The organism is Pyxidicoccus sp. M15, from assembly GCF_056858435.1.
This window is the reverse complement of sequence record NZ_CM166495.1, coordinates 5459253-5485157: the sequence shown is the minus strand read 5'-3', so window position 1 is coordinate 5485157 and position 25905 is coordinate 5459253. Positions and strand designations below refer to the sequence as shown.

17 protein-coding genes are annotated in these 25905 nt (G+C 71.6%); 10 read left to right on the top strand and 7 right to left on the bottom strand.

Annotated features, from left to right (window positions below; translation table 11 throughout):
- The first annotated feature begins 434 nt into the window (after nt 1–434).
- The 4 genes from ACX9TP_RS20780 to ACX9TP_RS20765 are packed head-to-tail and all read left to right on the top strand — an operon-like array spanning nt 435 to nt 5150.
- Nucleotides 435–956 (top strand): RNA polymerase sigma factor, encoded by a 522-nt coding sequence (locus tag ACX9TP_RS20780; protein WP_482981460.1) that lies wholly within the window; start codon nt 435–437, stop codon nt 954–956.
- On the top strand, nt 953–1696 hold the full coding sequence (locus ACX9TP_RS20775) for a hypothetical protein (RefSeq protein WP_482981459.1): 744 nt from the start codon (nt 953–955) through the stop codon (nt 1694–1696). The genes ACX9TP_RS20780 and ACX9TP_RS20775 overlap by 4 nt, the downstream gene beginning before the upstream one ends.
- Before the next feature lie 30 nt (nt 1697–1726).
- The gene (locus tag ACX9TP_RS20770) at nt 1727–2245 is read left to right on the top strand and encodes a hypothetical protein (protein ID WP_482981458.1); all 519 of its coding nucleotides are present in this window, start codon (nt 1727–1729) and stop codon (nt 2243–2245) included.
- Between the two features lies 1 nt (nt 2246).
- Nucleotides 2247–5150: a CHAT domain-containing protein gene (locus tag ACX9TP_RS20765; protein ID WP_482981457.1), complete on the top strand. Its 2904-nt coding sequence runs from the start codon at nt 2247–2249 to the stop codon at nt 5148–5150.
- 147 nt (nt 5151–5297) lie between these two features.
- On the opposite strand, the gene ACX9TP_RS20760 is transcribed toward ACX9TP_RS20765, so the two are convergent.
- The 3 genes from ACX9TP_RS20760 to ACX9TP_RS20750 form a co-directional block, all read right to left on the bottom strand.
- Nucleotides 5298–5666, bottom strand: a complete 369-nt coding sequence (locus ACX9TP_RS20760) for a VOC family protein (RefSeq protein WP_482981456.1) — start codon at nt 5664–5666, stop codon at nt 5298–5300.
- Nucleotides 5667–5734: 68 nt separating this feature from the next.
- On the bottom strand, nt 5735–7192 hold the full coding sequence (locus ACX9TP_RS20755) for an RtcB family protein (protein ID WP_482981455.1): 1458 nt from the start codon (nt 7190–7192) through the stop codon (nt 5735–5737).
- A 33-nt stretch (nt 7193–7225) separates the two neighbouring features.
- Nucleotides 7226–7645: an archease gene (locus ACX9TP_RS20750; protein WP_482981454.1), complete on the bottom strand. Its 420-nt coding sequence runs from the start codon at nt 7643–7645 to the stop codon at nt 7226–7228.
- 81 nt (nt 7646–7726) lie between these two features.
- On the opposite strand from ACX9TP_RS20750, the gene ACX9TP_RS20745 reads away from it, so the two are divergent.
- Together ACX9TP_RS20745 and ACX9TP_RS20740 are read left to right on the top strand one after the other, a co-directional pair.
- Nucleotides 7727–8455: a phosphoribosyltransferase gene (locus tag ACX9TP_RS20745; protein WP_482981453.1), complete on the top strand. Its 729-nt coding sequence runs from the start codon at nt 7727–7729 to the stop codon at nt 8453–8455.
- 99 nt (nt 8456–8554) lie between these two features.
- Nucleotides 8555–11782, top strand: coding sequence for an ELWxxDGT repeat protein (locus tag ACX9TP_RS20740; RefSeq protein ID WP_482981452.1), 3228 nt, complete (start codon nt 8555–8557; stop codon nt 11780–11782).
- A 28-nt stretch (nt 11783–11810) separates the two neighbouring features.
- On the opposite strand, the gene ACX9TP_RS20735 is transcribed toward ACX9TP_RS20740, so the two are convergent.
- Nucleotides 11811–13328 (bottom strand): hypothetical protein, encoded by a 1518-nt coding sequence (locus ACX9TP_RS20735; protein WP_482981451.1) that lies wholly within the window; start codon nt 13326–13328, stop codon nt 11811–11813.
- 288 nt (nt 13329–13616) lie between these two features.
- Here ACX9TP_RS20735 and ACX9TP_RS20730 point away from each other — a divergent pair, with 288 nt between their 5' ends.
- Both ACX9TP_RS20730 and ACX9TP_RS20725 read left to right on the top strand, forming a co-directional pair.
- On the top strand, nt 13617–16145 hold the full coding sequence (locus ACX9TP_RS20730) for a VIT domain-containing protein (protein WP_482981450.1): 2529 nt from the start codon (nt 13617–13619) through the stop codon (nt 16143–16145).
- An 89-nt stretch (nt 16146–16234) separates the two neighbouring features.
- Nucleotides 16235–17944, top strand: a complete 1710-nt coding sequence (locus tag ACX9TP_RS20725) for a ligand-binding sensor domain-containing protein (protein ID WP_482981449.1) — start codon at nt 16235–16237, stop codon at nt 17942–17944.
- A gap of 63 nt (nt 17945–18007) precedes the next feature.
- Here ACX9TP_RS20725 and ACX9TP_RS20720 read toward each other — a convergent pair whose 3' ends face one another.
- On the bottom strand, nt 18008–19657 hold the full coding sequence (locus ACX9TP_RS20720) for a hypothetical protein (protein ID WP_482981448.1): 1650 nt from the start codon (nt 19655–19657) through the stop codon (nt 18008–18010).
- 528 nt (nt 19658–20185) lie between these two features.
- On the opposite strand from ACX9TP_RS20720, the gene ACX9TP_RS20715 reads away from it, so the two are divergent.
- Both ACX9TP_RS20715 and ACX9TP_RS20710 read left to right on the top strand, forming a co-directional pair.
- The gene (locus ACX9TP_RS20715) at nt 20186–21547 is read left to right on the top strand and encodes an amidohydrolase family protein (protein ID WP_482981447.1); all 1362 of its coding nucleotides are present in this window, start codon (nt 20186–20188) and stop codon (nt 21545–21547) included.
- 246 nt (nt 21548–21793) lie between these two features.
- On the top strand, nt 21794–23305 hold the full coding sequence (locus ACX9TP_RS20710; protein WP_482981446.1) for a DUF8189 domain-containing protein: 1512 nt from the start codon (nt 21794–21796) through the stop codon (nt 23303–23305).
- Between the two features lie 45 nt (nt 23306–23350).
- Here the strand turns inward: ACX9TP_RS20710 and ACX9TP_RS20705 are convergent, their stop codons facing one another.
- Both ACX9TP_RS20705 and ACX9TP_RS20700 read right to left on the bottom strand, forming a co-directional pair.
- The gene (locus ACX9TP_RS20705; protein ID WP_482981445.1) at nt 23351–24298 is read right to left on the bottom strand and encodes a hypothetical protein; all 948 of its coding nucleotides are present in this window, start codon (nt 24296–24298) and stop codon (nt 23351–23353) included.
- Nucleotides 24299–24359: 61 nt separating this feature from the next.
- The gene (locus ACX9TP_RS20700; protein ID WP_482981444.1) at nt 24360–25742 is read right to left on the bottom strand and encodes a serine/threonine protein kinase; all 1383 of its coding nucleotides are present in this window, start codon (nt 25740–25742) and stop codon (nt 24360–24362) included.
- Between the last annotated feature and the right edge of the window lie 163 nt (nt 25743–25905).

Genomic DNA, 25905 nt, shown 5'->3' with positions numbered 1-25905 from the left:
TCTGGCTTCAGTTGACGAACGTGCCGCAGGGATGAACGAAACGGGCCGTCGCAGACCAACCTGAGCGACTTCTGGCCTACGCCACTCGCACGGTTCAGACCTCCGACACGCGACAGAGGATAGGCACGCGTTTCAGACGAATCAATGTAACCCCAAATGTCACATGAAACATGCGGAAACCCCTTACGGGAATCATCCGATGTCTCACGGTCCGGGGTTCCAGGGAGGGCCCGCCGCCGGGGCCGGAAAATCCCCCGGGAAATAGGGGTGAGGGGAAAAAAGGGCGGCCGCCGTTGAGGAGGGACAGGCGCGAGTGCTGCGGGGGGCCCTGGTCCCCGGCGCCACTGCCTTGCTCTAGCAGAGAGGTTTCGAACACCATGGGCGCTTCCTGGAGGATCTTCCACGTGGAGCTGCAACAGAGACCGGAGCCGGTCGTGAAGGCCCTCCCGGACGAGGGACTCGCGCAGCTCCGGCGGGACCTGGAGCGGGCCGTGTCCCGGGTGTGCCCGCCGGCCCTGGCGGACCGCCGCGATGACCTGGTGCAGACCGCCATGATTCGCGTCGTGGAGCTCCAGCGCAGGGACCCGGACCGGGCCCGGCTCTCCCCCGCCTACCTGTACCGGGTCGCCTACACGGCGCTCATCGACGAGATGCGCATCCTGGACCGGCGCCGCGAGGTGGCCCTGGAGGAGGTGGAATCCCTGCCGCGTCAGCCCACGGCGCCGGGAGACCCGGAGCGCTCCGCGGGGGCCGCGCAGATTGGCCGGGCGGTGCGCGACTGCCTCCAGCGGCTCGTGCAGGACCGGAGGCTCGCGGTGACGCTGTACCTGCAAGGGCACACCATTCCAGAAGCCGCGGAGCTGCTCGCCTGGGATGGCAAGCGCACCGAGAATCTTGTCTACCGGGGGCTGAGCGCGCTGCGCGCCTGCCTCGCGACGAAGGGAATCGAGCCGTGAGCGAGCGCACGCCGGACGAGAAGCCCGATGACGCCACCGTCGAGCGCCTGCGCGCGGCCTTCCGCGCCGGGGACGCCGTGCAGGAGGCCGGCGAGCCCGTCGACGCGGACCGCGTCTGGCGCGCGGTGAGCGGCGAGTCGACCCCCGAGGAGCGTCGCGAGGTCGTCGCGCGTGTGGCCGCGGACCCGGCCTGGGCCGCCGCCTGGCGGCTGGCGCATGAGCTGACCCGGTCCGCTGCCGACGCGACGGCTCGGGCGGAGCGGGAGCCCGCGCGGGACTCGCGAGCCCGGCGCGACACGGAGCGCCCGCGGCCCCGGGAAGGACACCGCCTCCACCGCGCCTGGAGCCGTCCCGTCTGGGGCGCGCTGGCAACGGCGGCGCTGGTGCTCGTGGTGGCGGGCGTCTTCCTGCGGCAGGGAACCGACAACCCGCCGCGCATGCGGGGCGGTGACTCCGTGGCCATCACCTCCCAGGTGCCCGAGGACGCGCCCCTGCCGCGCGAGCGCTGCGTCCTGCGCTGGAGCGGAGCCCCCGAGGGGACCCGGTGGTCGCTTCAGCTCTCCTCGGAGGACCTGCGCGTGGTCCATCGCGTGGACTCACTGACGCGCGGCGAGTACCCGGTGCCCGCCGACGTGCTCTCGGCGCTCCCGCCGGGGACGAAGGTGCTGTGGCAGGTCGAGGCGCGCCTGCCGGACGGAACCGTGCGGCGCAGCGCCACGTTCGTGAATCGAATCGAGTGAAGCTGTCACGTCCATTCTAGAGAGGATTCCATGAGGACCGAGGGTGCGATGAAGGGACTGCGCAGGAGTGCATGGGGACTGGTGCTGGGCCTGGTGTTGTGTGGGCTGTCGACGCAGGCCCGGGCACAGGCCCAGACCATCCTCCAGGCGACGACGTGGCCCATTGACGGCGCGGCGGGCGACATGGTGGTGGCCTCGTTGGTGGACGCGGGGTCGCGGACCGGAGCGAGCGTCCTCGTGACGCTGCGAGTGGTCGACGCGAGTGGCGCCATCGTGGCGCAGACCACGGGGCTCGTCAGCGAGAGCGCGCCGCTGCGCCTGAGCTACCGGGCCGTGTCGACCGGGGGTGTTTCCGCGCAGGTACTCCTCCCGGTGGGACCGGACAAGCTCGCCGTCCCGGTGCTGGCGCTGGAGCGCTGGAATCCCCAGCTCCCGATGGCGGCAAAGCCTCCGGTCGTCTGCCATCCCCCTCCCATGGGCGAGTATGATCCGCCGCCCGGGCCGGTGACGGACTGCCAGGAGGATTCCATCGTCCTCCGCGCCCGCTGACGTGCCCCCACCGCCGCGACGCCCCGCCGACTTCCTGCTCATCCTCGCTTTGCTGGCGGGGCTGGGCGTGGCGCGCCCTGCCCTGTCCGCGCGGGACGCGGGCGTGGCGGTGCCCGCGGGGGTGGCGGAGTGCGTGGCGCGCTTCGACGCGAAGCCCGGGGAGCGGGAGTCCGCGCTGTGCTTCTACCAGCGGGCCCAGGGCGCGGAGGGGCGCGACGCGGCCCGGCAGGAGCTGAAGGCGCTCGAGGCGCGCTACCCCGAGCAGCCCTGGCTGCCCCTGGTGCTGGGACACGTGGAGCTGCTCTCCGGACCGCGCCCCGCCGAGGACGCGTACCGGCGCGCGGTCCAGGGCTTCCGCCGCCTCCAGGACGCGGAGGGCGAGGTGCTCGCGGCCATCAACCTGCGCAACACGCTGGTGACGCAGGGGCGGACGGACGAGGCCCGGGAGTGGACGCAGCGCATCGGCGAGGTCGCCCGCGCTTCTCGAAACGCGGAGCTGAACGCACGCGCCCTCATCGTCGAGGCCAACGAGCGCTTCGACGTGGAGCACGACCTGGGAGGCGCGTTCCGTCTGCTCAAGCGCGCGGAGGCGCTCGCCTTCCCGGACGGCAGCGCGGGCTTGAAGAAGCAGTGTCTGACGTCACTGGCCACGGTCAGCTCGCACCTCGGGCGGCTGGATGAGGCCGTCGAGTTCTACCACCGGCTGGCGGAGCTGGCCCGGAGCACCCACGAGGGCCCGCAGGAAGCGCGTGTGCGCCTCGCGCTGGCCAACCTGGCGCTGCTGCGCCACGAGCGCCAGCCCGAGCCCGGCGGCCGCGCCCGCATCCTGGTCCTGGCCCGCGAGGCCCTGGCCGCGGCCGAGCAGACCGGCAGCAAGACGCTGGAGGTGATGGCGCTGCGGCTGGTGGCCGACATGCTGGGAGACTCCGCCCAGGAGCGCCGCGAGGCCGAGCAGCACCTGCGGCGCTGTCTGGCCCTGGCGGACGAGCTGGCCATGCCCGAGCGGCGCATCGCGTGCCTGTGGACTCGCGCGGAGCGGCTGTTCCCGCTGGACCCGGCGGCGGCGGACCAGGACTCGGCCGAGGCGCTGCGTCTGGCCTTCGAGCACGGCAACCCGCACACCCTCGCCCTGGCCCTGCGGGGGCGCGCGACGGTGGCCTTGCGCACCAGGCCCCTGCCCGAGGCGCTCCGCCATGCCGAGCGCGCGCTCGACGCGGTGGAGGCACTGAGGGAGCTGCAACGGGATGCGTCCAGCCAGGCCGAGGTATTCGCCAGCTGGGCCAGCGACTACCACCGGCTCGCGGGCTGGACGCTGGAGGCTGGCGGCGCGGAGGGCAGGACGCCCCAGGTGGCGCCCCGCGAGGCGCTGGAGCGTGCGTTCCGGGTGAGCGAGCGGCTGCGGGCGCGCACGCTGCTCGACGCGCTGGTGGCCTCCCGCGCGCTGTCCGCCTCCACTGACGAGCCGGCCCGGCGTGCGGCGCGCGCGGTGGTCCAGCGGCGACTGACGGCCGTGCAGCGGCACCTGCTCGAGCCGGGCCTCACGGACGACGCGCGGGCAGCGGCCCTGGACGAGCTGCAGGAGCTGGAGCGCAGCGAGCGCGACCTGCGCCCTGCCCCGCGCCATGGCGCCGCCGGGTTCGCGTCCCTCGAAGCCGTCGAGCGGGGACTGGCACCGGACGAGGCGCTGCTCGCCTTCCTCGTGGGAAATGACCTGGACCTGTACGGCGGGCCCGCGGGAGGCGCGTGGCTGCTCGCGGTGACGCGCGAGGGGACGCGCGTCCACCGCCTTCCCGAGCGCGCGCGGCTGGCACCGGCCGTGGCCCTCTTCACCGGCCTCCTCGAGCGCCGTGACGGCTCCGAGGCGGGCGCCGCCGCGGCGCTCCACGCGCAGCTCCTCGCGCCGGCGCTGGCCGGGCTTCCCCCGGGCGTGCACCGGCTGCTGCTGGTGCCGGACGGGCCGCTGCATGACCTGCCCTTCGCCGCGCTCCGCGAGCGTGCGGACGGACCGCCGCTGGTGGGCCGCTACGAGCTGGCGCTGGTGCCGTCCGCCAGCCTCTGGCGCTACTGGCGCGAGAAGCCGCCACTCCCGCCGGGAGGCGAGGCCCTGGTGCTGGCAGATCCGGACCGGCGGGAAGGCACGCGGCTGGCGCGGGCCATGGCGAGCGAGCGCACCGGAGTCTTCGCGGAAGCGGCCCAGCTCGGCGCGCTGCCGGAGGCACGGCGGGAAGGGCACGCGGTGGAGCAGGCCCTGCAGGAGACGACGGTGGCCCCGCGGCTGCTCGTCGGCGCGGGAGCGTCCGAGCGGGCACTCAAGAGCGCCAACCTCGACTCGGTGCGCGTGCTGCACGTGGCGGCGCATGCCGTCGTCGACGCGGAGGCGCCGGAGCGCTCGGCGCTCGTCCTCGCCCCGGGCGCGGAGGAGGAGGACGGCATCCTGCAGCCGCGAGAAATCGCGGAGCTGCGGCTGGGTGGAGCGCTCGTCGTGTTGTCGAGCTGTCGCAGCGCCTCCGGAGCGGTGCTGCCCGGCGAAGGCGTGCTGAGCCTGGCGCGGGCCTTCTTCGAAGCGGGCTCGCGCGCGGTGGTGGCCAGCCTGTGGCCGTTGCGGGACGACGAGGCGGCCGGGCTCGTGGCCCGCTTCTACCAGCACCTCGCGCGCGGACGGAGCGCGTCCGCCGCGCTGAGGGCCGCCCAGCTCGAGGCCCTCGAGGAGGGGCAGCCCACGTCGGCGTGGGCGGGACTCGTCGTGCTGGGGGATGCGTCGCTGGTGGCGGTGGAGCCGCGCGAGCCGGAAGGAGCCCGCGGCACGAGGCTCCTCATCGCGGGAGCGGCGCTCCTCTGCCTGCTCACCACCGTGCTCGTCTGGCGCCGCCGGACGCCTGGGCCCCCGTCGAGCCCACGCCGGTAAGCACCATCCGCCCCACCTCTGCCCGAGAGCAGCCCACACAGCGCCAGGGCAGACAGGGGAACAGAACGCGCATCGGCTCCTACCTCGGTGAGGCGCGCTCCATCCCACGGCAGGGGGTGACGCGGACGACGTCACCCCTCGGCGTCATCACCCGCCCGCCTTCATGCAGACGGCTTCCACGTTGTTCCCATCCGGGTCGATGAGGAACGCCGCGTAGTAGTCCGGGCCGTAGTCCGGGCGCGGCCCGGCGGCACCGTTGTCCTTCCCGCCCGCCTTCAGTCCCGCGGCGTGGAAGGAACGCACCGCCTCTTGCGTGGCCGCGCGAAAGGCGAGGTGCGCGCCGGGGCCCGCGGCGTCGGACTTGTTGAGCCAGAGCGCGGGTGCGCCCGGAGGACCGAAGCCCGCGCCTTCCGCATTCTGACCGCTCACGACGAGCCCGAGCGGCGCGAGCGCGGCCTCGTAGAACCGGACGCTCGCCGGGACGTTCTTCACCTTCAAACCAACGTGGTCGTACATGACTGCTCCCGTGATTGAGACGGGCGCACCGTACGGGGCCGGCACTCATCAGTCTTACAAGTCCTTGCTCAGCCCTTGAGCACCGCGAGCGGCACCAGCCGCGCCACCTTCAGGGCGATGCCCGCGGCCTCCACCGCGTCCACCACGCGCTCCACGTCCTTGTAGGCCGTGGGGGCCTCCTCCGCGAGCTCCGCATTGGAGGGGCACTCCACGATGATGCCCCGCGCGTTCAGCGCCTTGCGCAGCTCCGCGCCCACCACCTCCCGCTTCGCGGCGGCGCGGCTCATCTGCCGGCCCGCGCCATGACACGCGCTGCTGAACGACACGGACCGCGACTTGCTCCGTCCCGCCATGACGAAGGAGGACGTGCCCATGCTGCCGGGGATGAACACCGGCTGGCCCACCCGGCGCAACGGCTCGGGCAGCTCCGGGTTGCCCGGCCCGAAGGCCCGCGTCGCGCCCTTGCGGTGGATGCACAGGCGCTGGCCGCCGTACTCCTCCACCTTGGCGATGTTGTGGGCCACGTCGTAGACGATGCGCGGCCACACGTCCGCGCCGAGCCTCCGGCCGAACACCTCGCGCACGCGGTGCGTGAGCACCTGCCGGTTGGACCACGCGAAGTTCGCCGCGGCGCACATGGCCGCGTAGTAGGCCTGTCCCTCGGGTGAGGAGAACGGCGCGCACGCGAGCTGCCGGTCCACCAGCCGGAGGCCTTCTCGCGCCAGGGCCCGGTCCATCTCCCGCACCGCATCCGTGCAGACCTGGTGCCCCAGCCCGCGCGAGCCGGTGTGGATGAGCACCGTGAGCTGTCCCTCGAACAGCCCGAACGCCGCGGCGGCCCCGGCGTCGAGGATGCGGTCCACGCGCTGCACTTCGATGAAGTGGTTGCCACCACCGAGCGTCCCGAGCTGGTCGTGCCCCCGCTCCCGCGCCCGGAGCGAGACGCGGTCCGCCTGCGCGGCGGGCAGGTGGCCGCCCGACTCGATGCTCGGCAGGTCGTCCTCGGTGCCCAGTCCCAGGCCTCGCACCACGTAGGGGACGCCCTCGGTCAGGACCCGGTCCAGCTCCTCCGGATTCAAGGCCAGCCGGCCGTGCCGGCCAAAGCCCGTGGGGATGCTCCGCGCCAGGTCATGGGCCAGGGTCGGGACGACGTCCTTCACGTCGTCATGACGGAGCCCGGTGGACAGCAGCCGCACGCCGCAGTTGATGTCGAACCCGATGCCTCCGGGGGAGATGACGCCGTCCGGCAGCAGCGTGCCCGCCACGCCGCCCACGGGGAAGCCGTAGCCCTCGTGCATGTCCGGCATGCCGATGGCGAAGCCCTGGATGCCCGGCAGCGTCGTCACGTTGACGAGCTGCACGATGCTCCGGTCCTGCGCCATCTTCTGGAGCAGCTCCTCGTCGGCGACGATGCGGGCGGGCACGCGCATGTCCTCGCGGAAGCCCGCGTCCAGCTCGTAGAGCGCGGGCCCGAGCTGCCGGAGGCGTGGCGCCGGCTGTTGAGGGACTTCGACGGTGGGTTCCATGTTCGCCTCGCTGCGGCCAGGGCCGCGGGAAGGTCAGACGTCGAGCACGATGGAGGCGACGAAGCGGTCCTCGTGCTCGCGAATGTCCAGTCCGTGGAAGGTGGCGGCCTTCACGGCCGTCTTGAGGACCTCGGGCGTGAAGCCACGGATGCGGGCGTGCAGCTTCCGCTCGACGAGCGCGTCCACCACGACGTGCGTGTAGACGCGCTTCTTCATGTCCGAGCGGGAGATGAGCTCATTGAGCCAGTCGACGAGCAGGGCCTCGGTGTCCGCCGCGTCGAGCGTGACGTGCTCCTCCTCCGCGCCGGCCGGTGGCTCCGGCGGTGCCTCGCCGAGCATGACCTCGGCCAGCGCATACCCCGCCTCCTCGAAGAGCTCCGCCAGGTCGGTGCCCTCGACGCGGATGCGGACCTCACTGGTGTGCGGCTCGAACTGCCAGGTCCCCGGTTCCACGCCCCCTCCCCTGTGGTGGTCTGTCCCTTCAAGGTGGAGGCGACCGCGGGCGGATGCCAACCGGCACGAGGCGCCCCTAGCTTGAAGAAGACCGGCCACCGGGCCGCGTCGGGGGGAGCGATGTACTTCGAGGACCGCGTCGATGCGGGCCGGAGGCTCGCGGAGCTGCTGCTCGAGCATGGCTACTCGGGAGAGGACACCCTCGTCCTGGGACTGCCTCGCGGAGGCGTCCCCGTGGCCTACGAGGTGGCGTCCGCACTGGGCACTCCCCTGGACGTCTGGGTGGTGCGCAAGGTGGGCGCACCGGGCTTCCAGGAGCTGGGGCTGGGCGCGGTGGCGGAGGGCGGCATCGCCTACCTCAACCGCGAGCTGATGGAAGAGGTCGGCGCCACGGAGGAGGAGGTGCGGGAGACGGTCCGACGCAAGAGCGCCGAGGTGAACGAGCGCGTGGCGCGCTACCGCCAGGGGGCGCGGGCGCCCGAGCTCGAGGGCAGGGTCGTCATCCTCGTCGACGACGGAATCGCCACGGGAGGCACCTTCCGGGCAGCCATCCAGGCGCTCCGGCTGCGGCATCCCGGTCGCATCGTCCTCGCCGTCCCGGTCGCCGCCTCGCAGGCGCTCGCCGAGCTGCGGCCCCTGGTGGACGACGCGGTGTGCGTGTTCCCGACGCCGGCGCTGTACGCCATCGGCCAGTGGTACGCGGACTTCCACCAGGTGCCCGACGACGACGTGGTGGACCTGCTGGAGCAGGCCCGGCTCAACCTCCGGCCACGCAGGCCCACCCCGCCCATCGAGCCCGCGCACGTCTAGGTCCGCCCACGGGCCCGCCGGGACAACAAATGACTCGCGCGTCTGGAACGGCATGAAGGCCTGTGAAAGGGTTCACTTCGAGTCCTGCCCGGAGTGACCATGAGCCGAGTCCTCGTTGCCCTCCTGCTGCTCTCTGTCGTCCCGTCCGCCCGGGCCCAGCCGGACGGTGGGGTGTCCCTGGCGGTGGACCTGTCCCCAGGAACCCGGTCCTCCTCGCCCGGGAGCTTCGCGAGCGTGGGCGACACGGTCTACTTCGCCGCGGACAACGGCTCCGGACGGGAGCTGTGGAAGTCGGATGGCACGGCCGCAGGCACCGTGCGGGTGACGACCGGCACGTCGCAGCTCCCCCCGCCCACCGTCGAGGAGCGGGCCGTCACCGCGACGGCAGAGGCCATCTACTTCTTCACGAGCGGCGCCGCGACGCTCTGGCGCTCGAACGGGACGGCCCGTGGGACGGTGCCCGTGGTGGACGAGGCGGGGCAGCCCTTCACGTCCGACAATGGCGAAGAGGTCGCGCTGGGCAATGCCCTGCTCCACTTCACGTTACGCTCGGGGCAACACGAGCTGTGGCGCGCGGAAGGGGCGACGGTCCGGAAGGTGGCCCCGCTGACCGGCCCCGGGATAGGGCCCATCTCCCCTGCCGTGGGCGGACGCAGCTTCTTCAGTCAGCGCACCCCGGAGCATGGGGACGAGCTCTGGAGCACGGATGGCACCGCCGCCGGCACGGGGCTGGTGAAGGACCTCTACCCGGGCCCGACGGACTCGTCACCCGAGACATTCGCCGCCGTGGGCGACACGCTCTACTTCGTCGCCGTCGGCGAGGGGCACGGCCGCGAGCTATGGAAGTCGGACGGCACCGCGGAGGGCACGCAGCCGGTGTGGGAAGGCCAGGCGGGGCCGTCGCCGCTCACCGTCGTCTGGATGCATGGCCTGGGTAGCAGGCTGGTCATCGGCACGTTCAACCTCCCGGCCAGCCCGCTCTGGGTGAGTGATGGGACTTCCGGAGGAACCCTGTCACTGGCCTCGGGTGGTCTGAATGGCCTCGGGCCTTCGGGAGTCCAGAACGTGGTCGCCACGGCGGACCGGGTCTACTTCAGTGGCTCCAGCGACGCAGCGGGTGAGGAGCTGTGGAAGACGGATGGGACGCCCGAGGGGACGGTCCTGGTGAAGGACCTGCGGGCGGGGGCCCAGGGCTCGGCGCCCCAGCGCTTCACGATGAGCGGTGGGCTGCTCTACTTCACGGCGGAGGACGGAGGCGGCACCCGTGACTTGTGGCGCTCGGACGGGACGGCGGAGGGGACGTTCAAGGTGCGGGACGGGCCACTTCCGGGCCGGTACTTCCCCGCCATGGTGGGCACTCCGAGCGGGCCGCTGCTCTTCGCGGAGGAGTCTCCCGGCATCGGCGTCGAGCTGTGGCGCAGCGATGGCACCGTCGCGGGCACCGCGCTCCTGAAGGACGTCGGCACGACGCCGGCCAGCTCGGAGGTCGCGGGGCTCACGGTGCTGGGAGATGTGCTGCTCTTCACCGCGTACGAAGGCACCACCGGCCCACGGCGGTTGTGGCGTGATGACGGTACGGGCAGCGTTCCCAGGAAGCTCGTGGACCAGAGCCTCGGGGAGACCCGAGACCTCGCGCGACTGGGCAACCACGTCTACTTCGCCGTCGAACCGCGCATCGGCGAACACCACCTGTGGCGCACCGACGGAACGGAGGCGGGGACGCGCCCGGTGGAAACCTCGCCGACGAGCTTCTCGCGGGTCGCCACGTCCTGGGCCGTCATGGGAGGAGCGCTCTACTTCAATGGCTACACGAGCAACGGCGCGGAGGAGGTGTGGAGGACGGACGGCACGCCCGGAGGTACCCGGAGGGTGAAGGACATCAACCCCCAGGGGACCTCCGAGCCCACGATGCTCACCGCCTTCGGCGAGGTCCTCTACTTCGTGGCGGACGACGGCGTGCACGGCCGGGAGCTGTGGCGCAGCGACGGCACCGAGGAGGGCACGCGGCTGGTGAAGGACATCCAGCCCGGCAGCGGGACGGCCTTCCTGTATGGCGGGTCGATGGTCGCGGTGGGGAACGCGCTCTACTTCTCCGCGGACGACGGGGTCCACGGGCACGAGCTGTGGAAGACCGACGGAACCTCCGAGGGCACCGTCATGGTGGCGGACCTGGTGCCCGGGGGCGACCACGCCTATCCCGTCCAGCTGCGTGCGTCCGGCGGGAAGCTGTGGTTCTCGCTCTTCGGCCCCATCATCCCGCAGCTCTGGGAGACGGATGGGACGGAGGCCGGCACGCGCCGCGTGGACGTGCGGGGCGCTGGGGGCCCGGTGGCCGTGGAGTTCCTGCTCGGCGAGTCGCGAGGGGTGAAGTTCCTCTCGGCGGACCGCTCTCGCTCGCTGTGGAGGACGGATGGGACGGTGGCGGGCACCTGGAACGTCTTCCGCTTCCCGGACTCCGCACCGGAGCCAACGGGCCTCCACGTCATCGCGGAGCGCGACGGAGGAGTCTATTTCGTGGCCCGTGGGACGGACGGAGACGTGCTGTGGCACACGGATGGAACGCTGGACGGGACGTCCCGGATGGGACGGGTGCAGGGCGTCACCCAGCTCCGTGACGGCCTGCGGTGGCCGGACCCCATCGACCCGGCCGTGCGCTACCGGGGCCACCTGATGTTCGCCGCGGATGATGGGGAGCATGGCCGGGAGCTGTGGCACCTGCCGCTCGCGCCAGTCACCTGCCCTCCCTTCGTCACCGCGGAGGCCTCCAGTGCGTCGGGGGCGGCAGTGACCTATCCGAACGCACTGCTGGCCGAGGACGCCCAGGCGGGGACGGACGTGCGGTACAGCATCGCCTCGGGGGGCACCTTCCCCCTGGGCACCACGCCCATCACCGTGGAGGCCTCGGACCCGGGCTACCCGCTGTCAGCCTGCACCTTCAACGTCACGGTGCGAGACACCACGGCGCCCCAGCTCCGATGCCCGGAGGACCTGAGCGTTTCCGAGAGTGAGGAGGGACAGGGCGCCGCCGTGTCCTTCTCCGTCACCACGTCCGATGCCGTCACCGCGAGCCCCGCCCTCACCTACAGCCACGAGCCGGGCAGCGTCTTCCACGGCACGACGCGGGTCGAGGTCAACGCGACGGACGCGGCGGGCAACAAGAACTTCTGCACCTTCAAGGTGACGGTGAGTCCCGCCTCGGCGTCGGGCTGTGGCTGTGGCGCGGCACAGGGGCCCGGGAGCTGGGCGTGGCTGGCGGGCCTGGGGCTGTGGGCGTGGTGGGAGCGCCGTCGCGCGGCCCGCTCCGCGGGGGCACGCCTGGAGGCCTGAGCCCCGCGTGAATGGCCCCGGCGCTCCGTCAGTACATGGAGCGCCGGGTGAAGCCGGCGAGCGCGGCCAGCGGCAGCACGGAGCGCGTGAGGTACGGCAGCCGCCACATGCCACCGTGGTTGGCGCCCTGCATGATGAGCTCCAGCGGGTGCCGCAGCGGCACGCTCGGGTTGGAGAGCGCGTCGGGGTTGCGGAGGTCGTGCACCCAGAGCGCCGCCATCAGCGCGTTGGTGGTGGCGGGCTCGAAGATCTCCACGCCGAAGCTGCGGGCGCCCCGGAAGCCGGCGGCGAGCAGCGGGTTCTTCACCACCGAGTGCGTCGCCGTGGACGGCGCGACGTTGATGGACACGCGCTGTCCCGCCGCGCGGGTGACGATGGCCCGCCACTGTTGCAGCCGCTTGGCCAGCGCGTAGTTGGGGCCCTGCTGGAGGACGATGCAGTCCACCGTGCCGTAGCGCTGGCCGTTGCTGCTCTCGATGATGCGGCCGGTGTTCGGCTGGTAGAGCGCGCCACGGCTCACCCCGCGCAGGGTGGCCTGGGCCGTGCGCCCCAGCATGCCCCGCTGCGAATAGCGGGCGGCCACCGACTGGGAGACGGCCTCGGGCACGGCGAACACGTCCGTCGGCGTCGCCATGTACGCGAGCGACGTGCCGAACCGCGCGGCGCCGAGCGCGGTGACGATGGCATCCATCGCCACCGTCACGCGCACGTGCCGCTCGCCGTCGAGGTACGCGAGCGAGGCGACGTCCAGGTCGCCGGTGAGCGTCCGCAGCCAGGCGACGATTTCCGGCGACTGGGTGAGCAGGTCCGCGCCCGCATGGGAGCGCAAGTACTCGGCGCCCTCCCCTGCCGGCGCGCTGGAGGGGACTGGAGCGAGGAGCCGGCCGTTCCCCGTGGACGCGAGCTCGACGAGGCGCTGCCACACGCGCGGACGCTGGAGGTCCACCGCGGCCACGTTGGCGCGCCAGCGCATGAGCCACGGGAAGGGCCCGGCCTCCGACGCCGCGCCGAGCAGCACCATCGTCCGGTCCGAGAGGTCCAGCCACGCCGGGTTGCGCTGCACCAACCGGAGCGCCTCGGCATGCGAGGGCTCGATGACCCCCGCGCGCTCCCACTGCTCCAACTGGCGAAGGAGGGAGTCGCCGGAGAGGCTCTGCCCCCGGTACGGCACCTCCCACGTCACGGGCGCCGAGCGCTCACGCCCCTCGAGCGTGGCGGTGCGGAAGCCCTCCCCCACGGGTGAGGCCATGGCCGTGTCGAGGGTGAGGGGCTGGCCGTCGCGCCAGAACTGGAAGGCGCGCCGCGTCGCGTCCAGGCCCGCGCGCGCGATGGCGAGGGCATTCTCGGGGCGCTCCAGCGAGCGCTCCACCAGGAGGCGCACATAGTGCGGGTAGCGCTCACGCCAGCGCTTCTCCGCGCGCAGCTCCCGCGAGGCGTCGGCGCCGATGGCGTCGAAGGCGGCCTCGAAGACGGCCCGCGCCGTGTCGCTGGTGCTGCGCCGTCCGTCCGGAGTGGACGGGAACTGGATGCCGCTGTCGGTCGTCATGCTGCCCCCTGGTTCGCGGCGGCAGCATGTACCGGTGCCCGTTCCAACGTTCAATGGCGGAGTGTGCCCCGCAGCATCCAGCCGCGACCCGCGGGGCGGCACGCGCACGCGGGGGCACTGCCGGGCAGGGTGTGGCCCGGTGACCACGGGCCCGTGTCACTCGCGGGCCACGGATGGCATCGACCCGACCCGCCGCGGGCTCACGGGCGTGGGTGGCTCGCCACATTTCGCGCTGGCCCGGGGCCTGCAATCCCCCGGACACACCCCGAAATCCGAGGCCCACGTTCCATGCGAGTCCTCCTCGCCACGCTCTCCGTCTGTCTGCTGTCCCTGACGGCCACCGCACAGCAACCGCCGTGTCCCACGCCGGCCTCACCGCTCAGCCCGGGCGCCATCACCCAGGGCACGCTGGTGGCCCGGCTGCGCCAGCACGCGGGCGCCACCGGCTGCCCGGACACCGCGCCGCGCACCTTCAGCCTCCAGCACACGCAGGTGGACGCCGAGGTGAGCGGCTTCCTCGCCTCCGTCACCGTGACGCAGGTCTTCGAGAATCCCTACACCGAGCCGCTGGAGGCCCTCTACGTCTTCCCCCTGCCGGAGAAGGCGGCGGTGGATGGCATGGAGCTCGTCGTCGGCGAGCGCATCATCAAGGGCGTCATCCAGACGCGAGAGCAGGCCCGCGCCACCTACGAGCAGGCGAAGTCGGAGGGGAAGACGGCGGCGCTGCTGGACCAGGAGCGCCCCAACGTCTTCACCCAGTCCGTCGCCAACATCCTCCCCGGCGAGCGCATCCGCGTCCGCATCCACTACGTGGACCGGCTCCCGTACGAGTCCGGCACCTACCGCTTCACCTTCCCCATGGTGGTGGGCCCCCGCTACATGGGCGGCGAGCCCCTGGCCTTCCGCCAGGGCGAGGGCACGTCTCCGGACACCACCGCCGTCCCCGACGCCAGCCGCATCTCCCCGCCCGTCCTCCCGCCCGAGCTGCGCGCCGGCCATGACATCCAGGTCGATGTGCGGCTCGACGCGGGGCTGCCCATCCAGGCGCTGCGCTCCACGTCGCACCGCGTGGAGGTGGCCCACGAGGGCCGCGCCCGTGCCCGCGTGCAGCTCGGCCGTGACGCGCGCATCCCCAACAAGGACTTCACGCTGGAGTACACCGTCGCCGACGCGCTCATCCGTCCCGCCATCCTCATGCACCGCGAGCCGGGCGCGGACCACGGCTACTTCCTGGTCATGCTCAACCCGCAGCTCCAGCCCTCCGACAAGGAGGTGGTGCCGCGCGAGCTGTACTTCGTCCTCGACACCTCGGGCTCGCAGTCGGGCCTGCCCATCGAGAAGTCCAAGGCCATTACCGCCGAGGTGCTCCGCCACCTGAACCCCGAGGACTCGTTCCAGGTGCTCGACTTCAACACGGTGGTGAAGAAGTTCGCGCCGACGGCGGTGCCCGCCACGCGGGAGAACATCGAGCGCGCCCTGCCCTACGTCGCCAACTTCTGGGGCGGTGGCGGCACGGACGTGCGCGCCGCCACGCAGGAGGCCATCGTCCCCGCCAATGACCCGGCCCGGCTGCGCATGGTGCTCTTCATGACGGACGGCCTCATCGGCGGCGAGGACCGCGTGCTCGCCACGCTCCAGGAGCACCTGGGTGAGCAGACGCGCATCTTCACCGCCGGCGTGGGCGAGGGCATCAACCGCTACCTGGTTGCGAAGATGGCCGAGGTGGGCCGAGGCAGCTCCACCTTCGTCAACCTCCGGCGTCCCGAGGACGAGGTGGCCCGCGAGTTCGAGACGCGCATCCGCGGCCCGGTGCTCACCTCGCTGCGCGCGGAGCTGGACGGCCTGCCGGTGGCGGAGGTGTACCCGAAGGTGCTGCCGGACCTGTTCAGTGGCCAGCCGCTGTTCCTGGTGGGGAAGTTCCACGGCACCGGCGAGGGCGTGCTGCGCATCTCCGGCCAGGTGCGCGGCGTGGAGCGGCGCTTCGAGGTGCCGGTGCGCTTCCCCGAGGCCGCCCCGGAGAACCCGGCGCTTCGGAGCCTGTGGGCCCGGCAGCGGATTGAAGAGCTGACCGTCGAGGGCTACCGCGGCGAGTCGCCGGAAGTCGTTCAGGGCATCACCGCCACGGCGCTGCAATACGGGTTGATGAGCAAGTACACGTCCTTCGTCGCGGTGGAGCAGGTGGCGCGCACGGCGCCGGGCGGCGAGTCGTTGAAGGAACTGGTGCCGGTGCACCTGCCGGAGGGCATGTCCTACGCGGGAGTCTTCGGGGAGCTGAGCCGCGAGGAGATTCCGCCGGGAGACCCCATCATCAGCGTGCGGGCCCCGCGCGACGCGCGCCGGGTGACGGCGTACTTCCCCTTCGGCCTGGTGAAGCCGCTCACCTTCGACACGGTGACGGGAGCATGGCGGGGCCGGTTCCTGGTGCCGCTGTCGGTGAAGGACGGCTACTACGAGGTCGTCATCGCCGCCGAGCTGCCGGATGGCCGCGTGCTGCGCCGCGAGGTGCGCTACCGGCTGGACTCGAAGGGCAACGACATCGACGTGACGCTCTCCTCGGCGGAGCTGGCCCAGGGGGACGTGCTGAAGCTGGAGGTGGACGCGGTGGAGACCACCAAGGAGGTCAGCGTCTACGGCGAGCTGTTCGGCGAGGAGCAGCGCCTGCTGGAGACGAAGGACGGCCTGCGCTTCGCCGGTGAGCTGAAGGTGCCGTGCGACGCCGCGCCCGGGGAGTACGAGCTGGTCTTCGTGGCTCGGGACCCCGCGGGCAATCGCTTCGAGCGCCGCGAGAAGGTGCGGGTCCACGCCACGGTGCGGTAGTCCCCCACTCCGCCCGCTGACCTCCGGCCGCACCTGTGGCCGGAGGGCAACACGGAGGGCTGGCCCGGAGTTCGCAGTGGGAGGAGGTCATGTCCCTCACGCTCTCCGTCGTCACCGCCGCGGCCCTCGCCGCCACCGTCACCAACACCGAGACGGTGCATGACCTGGAAGCCTTCGCCGGTCATGTCGTCGCCTGCACCGAAGGAGGGCTCGAGCTGTTCTCCTCCACCGGCAGGTCCGTCCGGGTGCTCACCGTCGAAGACGGCCTGCCGAGCCACTTCTGCCGCGCGCTGGAGCGCACCGGGGACCGGCTCTTCGCCGCCACGGACGAGGGGCTGGTCTCGCTCGACGCCCGCTTCCAGGTACGGCCCGTGCTGGACGTGCGGTGGCATGCACTGCCTCCCGCTGACGGCGCGAGCACTGGGGAATACGAGGCGCGGCTCGGCAGGCTCGCGTCAGCGCTGCCCTCGGGCTCCACGTACACCGCGCTGTCCACGCGCTTCGCGGGCACGGCGGACGGGCGTGTGCTGGAGCTGGGCACGGCGCGGATGTGGCCCGTTCCCGGCCCCGTGCGGTTCCTCGCGGAGGAGCGCGGAGGACTGAAGGTGGGGACCCGCGAGGGCGCGTTCTTCATCGGCACCGGCGGGAAGCTGTCCTCCGCCAGCGTCGTGCCCGTGGGCCCCCTGGAATACGCGCGCAACGCCAGGGGTGAGGTGACCCTCCTCGGCTCGCGCGGAGAGGCGATGACCTGGAGCGGGGAGCTTCCCGAAGGAGCTCTCGCGCAACCATCGGGTCTGCCCGGGAACGCCACGTCCATGAGCCACCTGCCGGAAAGAGCAACGTCCAGCCACCCGCCGGAGGGCCCGACGTGGGTGGGCACTCGTGATTCGGGGGTGCACCTGCGCATGGCTGGAAGCTGGCGCCGGGTGACGCCCACGGGGCAGCTCTGCGGGAACCACGTCACCGCGCTCACCCGGCACAAGGGGCGGCTCGTGGTGGGGACGTTCGACCGGGGCGTGTGCTGGCAGAGGGACGACGGCCGCTGGCAGTCGTTCCGCACGCCCGCGCTCCCGAGCAACATGGTGCTCGGCGTCACCAGCGACGGAGAGCGACTCTACGTGGCCACGACCTACGGGCTGGGCCTGTACGACGGAAAGGTGTGGACGCAGGTGGCGTATGGCGGGCGCAACCCCGTGGCGCTCGACAAGCTCTCGGTGCTCGCCGCCGTGCGGATGGACGGGGGCGTGGCGCTGGTGGACGGACGTGGAGCATCCATCGTCGCGACGGGTGGACAGCCGCTGTCCCTGGCCGAGCGACTGCCGCTTCCCGAGGGCTGGAGTGAGCACGCCTCCGTGGCGGACGGCGCGGGCCGCTTCCTCTGGGTGGCCAGTGAGGACCGGGGACTGGTGCGCTGGGACGGCTCGCGGTGGCAGCGCTTCCACGACGGGAGGGACCTCACGGACAACTGGGTGACAGCGCTCGCCACCGACGCGGAGGGGCGCGCAATCGCTGGCACCTGTCAGGACGGCTTCAGCTACTTCGACGGCTCGCGGTGGACCCGGGTGCGTGAGGCGGCGGGGCTGCCCTCGCGCGCCATCGTCGCCACGGCGCTCGTGCCGGGAGGCGCGCTCATCGGCACGCTGCTGGGGGCCGCGCGCTACGACGCCGCGAGTGGCGAAGTGCGTCCCCTTCCCCGGCTCGCGGACCCGCGCGTCTACGCCATCCTCGTGGAAGGTGGGGCCGCCCACTTCGGCACCGAGGGCGGACTGTCCCGGCTGGACTGGAGGGAAGCGCCCTGACGCCGAGCCCCCTCCAGTGGCTGGTTTGAGCGGACCGTGCCCCGGCGGCCCTGGGGCTTCCGCTCACGCTCCGGGCCGCAGGTGCCGGGAGAGCAGCTCGAACAGCCCCCGGCGACGGAGGATGACGTGGTGCTCGCCAGCGGGAAGCTGGACTTCCAGCGTGCCGGCTTTCGTGGCGACGAACCGCGCGGGAGTGTCCGCCTCGGCGGCGAGAAAGGGCGTCAGGAACTGGTTGAAGCGCACGGCGCACCCTCGCGGTGACGACACGGTGAGGGTGATGCGGTCGAAGTGGAAGGCCGAGCGCAGCGCCTCGCGCGGCTCCGCGTCCACCCTGTCGCAGCCCACCTGGGCAAGGAACGGCGCCGGTGGCGGGACGCCCGCTTCGACAGCGGCCCGTGGAAGGTACTCGTTGCCAGACCACGGACGGTCGAGCGCGGCGAGCTCGCTCTCGATGCCCGACCGCGAGGCAATGGGATAGCGGGGGTGCGTTGCCCTCCATCCGAGCCACAGGCCCGTGAAGAGCGTGAGCCCCACCACTGCCTGCGCGAGCCGCCGTTTCCCACCGCCAAGCCAGACGGCGTCCTCCACCAGCAGGCACAGCACGAGCACGAGGAGCGGCGTGAGGAAGGCCACCAGCCGCCAGGGGAACTGGAGCAGGCTGGCGAATGGCACCGCGCGGTAGAACGGCGCCGAGATGGGAAGCTGCAGCACCGCGTAGATGGCGGTGCTGGCCAGGAGGAAGGCCCACGCGGGACTACGGCTCGGGGCTCCCCCGCGAGAGGCGAGCCGCACACCGCCCAGCACGAGCAGACCGATGCTCAAGCCGCGGCCAAGCTCCGGCGTGATTCCCTCCCACTGCTTTCCCCAGTGGAACTTCCGGTCCCAGAAGTACCGCGCCAGCGACACGTACTCGCGGTCGGGCGTCCAGGAGCCCAGCGCGCCCGGGTTGAAGTCCTTCTCCAGCCGCACCAGCAGCATCGCGTAGGGGGCGCACAGCACGAGCACCACCAGCGCCGCCTGGCCCGTCGCGACGAGCGTGGAGCGCCAGCCCCACCGGGAGAGCATGAAGCCCAGGGCCACGGCCAGCGTGAAGAACGCATACAGGAACATCACCATGTGCGCGTAGAAGAGGGACGCGAGGACGAGCCCCACGCACCAGCCGCCCCGGCCCTCGTCGCGCAGGCGCAGGCACGCCCACAACAGCCAGGGGTAGAGCATCATCGCCGCGAGCTCGGCCGCGGCACCGCGCACCACCCAGTCCAGGTAGGCGTAGGAGGAGAAGCAGAGCAGGAAGGCCGCGAGCACCTGGAGGCGGGGTGAAGCGCCGAGCCTCCGGGCGACGGCGGCCATCCCCAGGGCCCCCGTGTAGAGGACGAGCACCAGCGCGAGCTGCACGCCCCGGTACGCGGAGCCCAGCACCCAGGCGAGCCCTCCGGAGAGCGTGGTGAAGAGCCGGTGGTAGAAGAAGGGCCAGGGCGAGCCGTGGCCGTTGTGACAGAAGGGCGTCCACAGCGGGAAGAAGTCCCCGGCCGCGTGCGCGCGGCGGAACGCCTCCGCGCGCTCGAAGACAGAGAAGCCCTCGTGGTTGTACGGCCAGCCGTCCAGGCCAAGGATGGGCACCAGGGCCGCGAGCGCCACCCCCAGGCAGGCCACCGGGACCCAAAGCCAGGCACGGCGCTCCAGGAGGGAGCCGGTGGCGGGAGCGAGGGCCATGGGGGACGGTGAAGACCACATGTCGCGGCGCAGTCTACCGGTCCATGAACTGGGACTGCCTGGGACAGAACGCGCGTCATGGAGGGATGCACAGGCGGCGAGCAGTGCTCGCCGTCTGGAGCCTCGGGTGGGTCAATGGCAACTGACCTGGCCCATCGGTAGTCGCACACCCGAACCAGGAGTCCCTGAAAACTCAGCGCCCGTGCCAAAGACAAGGCTCGACGCCGTGTCCCCCATGCGATAGCGTTGGAAAAATCCAATGACAGCGGCTTGCGGGCCTCGGGGAGAGGCGCAGGCCAGATGACTCTGGGTCACCCAGAGGGGGAACGGGACATGTGTCAGAAGGTGTGTGGAAACCACGCAGTCCACGGCGGAGCGCCAGAGAAGGCGGGCTCCTCCCGCCGCCAGTTTCTCGCGGTGGGGGCTTCAGCCCTCGGTGCCGCGGCCATCTCGGCAATTCCCGCGCCAGCGCAGGCAGCGCCTGGGCAGGGGGAGTCGTCGCAGGAGCGCGGCGCCAGCGAGCGTGACATGCCGGTGGAGACCGGTGCTTCGCACCGGCGCTACCTGATCAAGGGCGGCGCGGTCCTCAGCATGGACCCGAGCGTCGGAGACTTCGCCAAGGGCGACGTGCTCATCGAGGGCAAGAAGATCCTCGCGGTCGGGCCCAACCTGCACGCTCCGGGTGCGGCGGTCATCGACGCGACGGGCATGGTCGTCATGCCAGGGTTCGTCGACACCCATCACCACCAGTACCAGACCGCGCTGCGGAACTTCCTGCCCGACGGGCTGCTGTTCAACGACGGGCTGCCACACGGGCAGAAGAACTACCTCGACTACATCCACTCGACGTTCACGCCGCTCTACAGGCCGAGGGACGTCTTCATCGCCGAGCTCGTCGCTTCACTCAGCCAGCTGGACGCCGGGGTGACCACGGTCGTCGACACGTCGCAGGTAGGCCATTCTCCGGAGCACACCGATGCCGTCATCGAGGGGCTCCAGGAAGCGGGCCGTCGCGCGGTCTTCGTGTACTCACCGGGTGTGGGCCCCCGCAGCATCTTCCCGATGGATCTCCAGCGGCTCCAGCGCCGTCACTTCTCCTCGAACGATCAGCTCTTGACGCTGGCCATGGGCGGAGAGGTGTTCGATCCCGCCTTCCGGACCTTCTGGGCCATCGCGCGGCAGAACAACCTGCACATCGTCACCCACCTCGTCGGCAGCCTGGGCCAGGCGACGCTCGTGGAGCAGCTCGCGAGTGAGGGCCTGCTCGGGCCCGACCTCGAGCTCATCCACGCCACCCGGCTCTCGGAGGGCTCCTGGCAGGCGATTGCCGCGTCGGGGGCCACCGTCTCGCTCGCGACCCCCATCGAGATGACCATGCGGCACGGCCTGCCGCCCATCCAGACCGCGCTCGACCACGGCGTCCAGCCCGCGCTGAGCACCGACGTCGAGTGCACGATGACCGCGGACTTCTTCACCCAGATGCGGACCGTCTTCACGCTTCAGCGGGCGCTCATCAACGAGCGCGCGCTCAACGGGGAAACGAACCTGCCCGCGCTCCTCACGAGCCGCGATGTGATCCGCTTCGCCACGGTAGAAGGAGCGCGGGTCGCCCGTCTCTCCCACAAGGTCGGCTCGCTGACTCCGGGCAAGGAGGCCGACATCCTCCTGCTGCGGGCGGATGCCATCAATGTGGCCCCGCTCAACAACGTGCCGGGGGCCGTCGTGACGTTGATGGAGCGCAGCAACGTGGACACGGTCATTGTCGCGGGGAAGATCCGCAAGTGGCGAGGAGCCCTGGTCGGAGTGAACTGGCCCCGCCTCCGCGCCTCCCTCGAGGCGTCCAGGGACTTCCTCTTCCAGGCCGCGGGAATCGAGCGCGTGCTCTTCTGACGCTGAAGAACTCCCCCGGGGCCGCGCGTACGTGCGTGCGGCCCTGGCAGCTGGCTGATGATGGTGAGTGAACTCGGCGGCTGGAGAGGTTGTCCATTCCTGCACTGCGAATGCATCAGTAGGTCATGTTCATCGTGATTTCACTGACAGTCGCGGTGATGGGCTGCCAGAACCCGGGCCCCGTCCTTCGCGAGATGACGGGGCCATGGGGGCCCCGTCCTGCGGAAGGCGGCGGAGACGGACACCATGTTGACTGGAATCGCTCCCCACCGGCGGACCGCACTGCTCGCGGCCCTGGGAGTTGGCCTCGGTTCGCTGCTGGGTTGTGACGGAGGAATGGAGCCGTCCGCGTCCGCCGAGCTGACGTCCGCTCCGACGGAGACGCTCTCCAACACCGCGGCGGACCTCTACGTGGCCTCCGCGACGGTGTGGCGGCCGATGAGCGTCCCGGTGTGCTGGGAGAACCCGGGGGCGGACGCCACGCAGCGGCAGTGGGTGCGCAACGCGGTGGCACGCACGTGGGAAGCGCGCTCTGGCGTGCGCTTCACCGGATGGGGCACGTGCGCGGCTTCGTCCACGGGCATCCGCATCAACATCAGCGACGTCGGCCCCCACGTGAAGGCGCTGGGCAACAGGCTCAATGGCGTGGCCCAGGGAATGGTGCTGAACTTCACGTTCAACAACTGGGGCACCTCGTGCCAGAGCCAGCTCCAGTACTGCATCGACGCCATCGCGGTGCACGAGTTCGGCCATGCCCTGGGCTACGCCCACGAGCAGAACCGTCCGGACCGGCCGTCGTCCTGCACCGAGCCCGCGCAGGGCTCCTCGGGTGACTGGCTCATCGGACCGTGGGATCTCAGCTCGGTGATGAACTACTGCAACCCGAACTGGAACGGGGACGGCAACCTCAGCGCCACGGACGTCCAGGGTGCGCAGCTCACGTATGGCGTCCCCTGGGAATCGCTGGGTGGCGGCTTCCTCTCCGGCCCCGCTGTCAGCTCGTGGGGCGCGGGCAGGCTGGACCTGTTCGCTCGCGGTCTGGACAACCAGCTCTGGCACCTGGGCTACAACGGCTCGCAGTGGATCGGCTGGGAGGCGCTGGGAGGCTCGCTCAACGCGGACCCGGCGGCGGTGAGCTGGGGCGCCAACCACATCGACGTCGTCGGACGGACCACGGACAACTCCTTCATGCTGAAGACGTGGACGGGCACCCAGTGGACCGCGTGGGCGTCGCTGGGCGGCGGCTTCAACTCGGGCCCGGCCATCGCGTCGTGGGGCGTGGGGCGGCTGGACATCTTTGGCCGGGGGCTGGACAACGCGCTCTGGCACAAGGCGTGGAATGGCTCGCAGTGGGTGGGCTGGTACTCGCTGGGCGGCAACCTCACGTCGGACCCGGCGGCGGTGAGCTGGGGGCCCAACCGCATCGACGTCGTCGCCCGTGGCGCGGACAACTCGTACATGCACACGGCGTGGAACGGCGCCGTGTGGAGCCCGTGGACGTCGCTGGGTGGCGGCTTCAACTCGTCACCGGGCATCGCGTCCTGGGGGCCCGGCCGGCTGGATGTCTTCGGCCGGGGCCTGGACAACCAGCTGTGGATCAACTCGTGGAACGGCTCTGGATGGACCGGGTGGCAGTGGCTCGGCGGTGACCTGACGTCGTCGCCGGATGCCGTGAGCTGGGGCTCGGGTCGCCTCGACGTCTTCTATCGCGGCCCGGACAACGCCATGCGGCACTCGGCGTACAACAACGGCTGGTGACCTGACGGGCTTTCCGGACACGGAGCCTGGCGGCTCGGCGGAGGCTCACAGCTCGGTCAGCAGATAGGGGCCGCTCACGCGAATCACGAGCTCCCCCTTCGCGTCGTCCTCCTGGATGCGGCGTCCCCACTCGGTGATGGCCGCATCCGCCTCCTCGTACGAGACGACGTCGGTCCAGGCCGCGTACGGCGCGTTGCAGCCGGGCCTGCTGATGAGGGCCACTCCCGCCGAGCCCTCCCTCCCAATGGCCACCGCCGAGTTGCCGCGCTTCTCGATGTCCTCGGGCTGGTCGGGAAGCAGGGGCTTGAAGACGCGGGAGCCCTGCCCCGTGAGCACGATGAGGCGCCGGCTGCCCTTGTCCAACGATGAACACCAGTCCACCGTGTAGCCCTCGTGCTGGCCGAACGGCGTGCGGATGTCCTCGGGCACGCCCATGTGCTGCCACACGCTGATGGAGAGGGTTCCCGCGTAGTCTCCCTCCTTGAGCCACTTCCCCAGGTACGCGATGAGCGGGTCCACGGACTTGAAGCTCGGGGTGATGAAGCCCGTTCCGGAGGGCGCACAGAGCTCGCTGTAACCGGGGCCGCAGTCCTGGAACAGCCAGCCCTGCTCCTTCAGGAAGTCGTCATCGAGCCCTTCGATGCGTCCCGCGCGGAAGACGGGCCTGGGCACCTCAGCCGGGCCTCTCATGATGGGCGAGTCGATGCGAAGGTTGGGAGTCCCGGGAGGCGCCGGGCTGTCGACGTTGCCCCCTCCTGGCGTCACCCGGATGGGGCGGCGGCCATGCCCCGTGAGCATGACGCCTCCCCAGTGTCCCTGTGACGTCGCCGCATGCTCGAAGCTCAACCGCACCGAGTACCCGTCGTACGTCCCCGCCTTCGTGTGGATGTCCTCGAGCCGCCCCAGCTTCGGCGAGGGACGCACGATGCGAGGCGCGCATGCACCCAGACAGAAGGTGGCGGCGAGGCCCAGGACGAGCAGGAGGTGTCTCATGACGAGGAGTCTTCCGTCTGCGGTCCCCCCTGCGCAAATCATGAAATCATCATGAGCACTGCTACGGAGCGACGCCGCCAGGGCGCTCCGAGGGGCCCGAGGTGGCGGGGCGCGGAGGTGGGTAGGCGGGGCCGTAACACGCGCCTTCGTGCACGTAATAGGGCTCGACACAGTCCTTCAGGCTCGTGTCCAACTTCATCCAACACCCACCAGCGATAGAGACATGCGCCCGGTGGGCACACCGCCCGGACGCATCGGGTCGGAGCTGCCCTTGGAGCGGCTTGGGCGGCAGGTCCACGGCGATGACAGACAGGACAGCCGGAGCCCGGGTGAGGGGCACCGGGGCCGTCAGTGCGGTGTCGCCGACGGCGACCGTGCCGGCATCCTTCGCCTCTTCGGTGGCGGATGCGTGGGCCTGTTCGGTCTTCTCTCGACGAGGCTGCGCGCTCACCACCCACACAGCTCCAAGCGCCACGGCGGCGCCCACGCTGGCGGCCGCGATGAGGCGGGGCCACGGGGCAGGCTCCCTGCTTTGCGGAGCGACACTCCGTGCTTCCTCGACAGGGAGGTCCTTCCGGGTGAAGAGCGGCACATCCGCCTCAGGCCCCGCGCTCCGCGCGGCCTGCTCCAGCGCCTCCGCCAATTCGCCGGCACCGCCACGCGCTTCGGGGCGCACGGAGAGCATCCGTGACACGAGCCGGCTCAACTCCGCGCAGCAGCGGGCATTGACGCCATGGGGCGGCACGGGGCCCGTCCCCTCCGGGCCCCAGAGGTGGGCCACCTCGTTCAGCAGGGCTGGCGTGGGAGGGTAGTCGCCGGTCACCAGCCGGTAGGCGGTCATCCCCAGCGCGAAGACGTCATCAGCCGGTCCGGGCGCATAGGGCGGGTATGACGGCAGGAAGGGAAGGCGCACGGAGCGCCACGCCTCCGGTGCGCGGTAGGGCGGCGTCCCGGGAGGCAATGGCGGCGACGTGAGTATCGCGGCGCCCACGTAGCTTCCGGAGCCGAAGTCGGTCAGGAAGACCTGTCCGTCCGAGGCGCGCACGAGCACGTTGTCGCCCTTCACGTCGCGGTGGACGCCGCCCGCGGCATGCGTGGCCGCCAGCGCCCGCGCGAGGTTGGCGAGAACGCGGAGCACCTGGCGCGAGGTGGGGCACTGCGCGTGCGCCCAGTCGTAGAGGGACACGCCGTCCACCCACTGCATCGCGAGGTAGGGGTAGGCAGCGCCTCCGGGCTGCAGCCAGCGCCCATGCCCCATGAGGCGCGGGACGTTCGGATGGTGGAGGCGGGAGAGCAGCTCCACCTCTCGCGCGAAGCGTCCATCTTCGGGGTGCAGGGCCAACTTGAGCGCCACGGGCCCCAGCACATCCTCCGTACCGAGCGCACGGTAGACGGCGCCGTACGCGCCCCAGCCGCGCCGCTCCAGGACACGCCAGGGCCCCACCCGGGTCCCTGGCGGCAGGCGTGATGGAAACAGTGGGCCGGACTCCATGACGTGCCCCTCGCGGAGGAAGAAGGTTCGCCTCAAGCGCCGCGAGCCTACTCGCTGCATCCGCAGGTGTCAGCGTGTCCTCTGGAGTCGGTTCCGGAGCGGTCAGCGCCCCCTG

Excerpts from the sequence above, each read along its gene's own strand:
- ACX9TP_RS20770 (WP_482981458.1), top strand. The coding sequence starts at position 1,727 with ATGAGGACCGAGGGTGCGATGAAGGGACTGCGCAGGAGTGCATGGGGA.
- ACX9TP_RS20760 (WP_482981456.1), bottom strand. The coding sequence starts at position 5,666 with ATGTACGACCACGTTGGTTTGAAGGTGAAGAACGTCCCGGCGAGCGTC.
- ACX9TP_RS20755 (WP_482981455.1), bottom strand. The coding sequence starts at position 7,192 with ATGGAACCCACCGTCGAAGTCCCTCAACAGCCGGCGCCACGCCTCCGG.
- ACX9TP_RS20740 (WP_482981452.1), top strand. The coding sequence starts at position 8,555 with ATGAGCCGAGTCCTCGTTGCCCTCCTGCTGCTCTCTGTCGTCCCGTCC.
- ACX9TP_RS20735 (WP_482981451.1), bottom strand. The coding sequence starts at position 13,328 with ATGACGACCGACAGCGGCATCCAGTTCCCGTCCACTCCGGACGGACGG.
- ACX9TP_RS20730 (WP_482981450.1), top strand. The coding sequence starts at position 13,617 with ATGCGAGTCCTCCTCGCCACGCTCTCCGTCTGTCTGCTGTCCCTGACG.
- ACX9TP_RS20725 (WP_482981449.1), top strand. The coding sequence starts at position 16,235 with ATGTCCCTCACGCTCTCCGTCGTCACCGCCGCGGCCCTCGCCGCCACC.
- ACX9TP_RS20720 (WP_482981448.1), bottom strand. The coding sequence starts at position 19,657 with ATGGCCCTCGCTCCCGCCACCGGCTCCCTCCTGGAGCGCCGTGCCTGG.
- ACX9TP_RS20715 (WP_482981447.1), top strand. The coding sequence starts at position 20,186 with ATGCCGGTGGAGACCGGTGCTTCGCACCGGCGCTACCTGATCAAGGGC.
- ACX9TP_RS20710 (WP_482981446.1), top strand. The coding sequence starts at position 21,794 with ATGTTGACTGGAATCGCTCCCCACCGGCGGACCGCACTGCTCGCGGCC.
- ACX9TP_RS20705 (WP_482981445.1), bottom strand. The coding sequence starts at position 24,298 with ATGAGACACCTCCTGCTCGTCCTGGGCCTCGCCGCCACCTTCTGTCTG.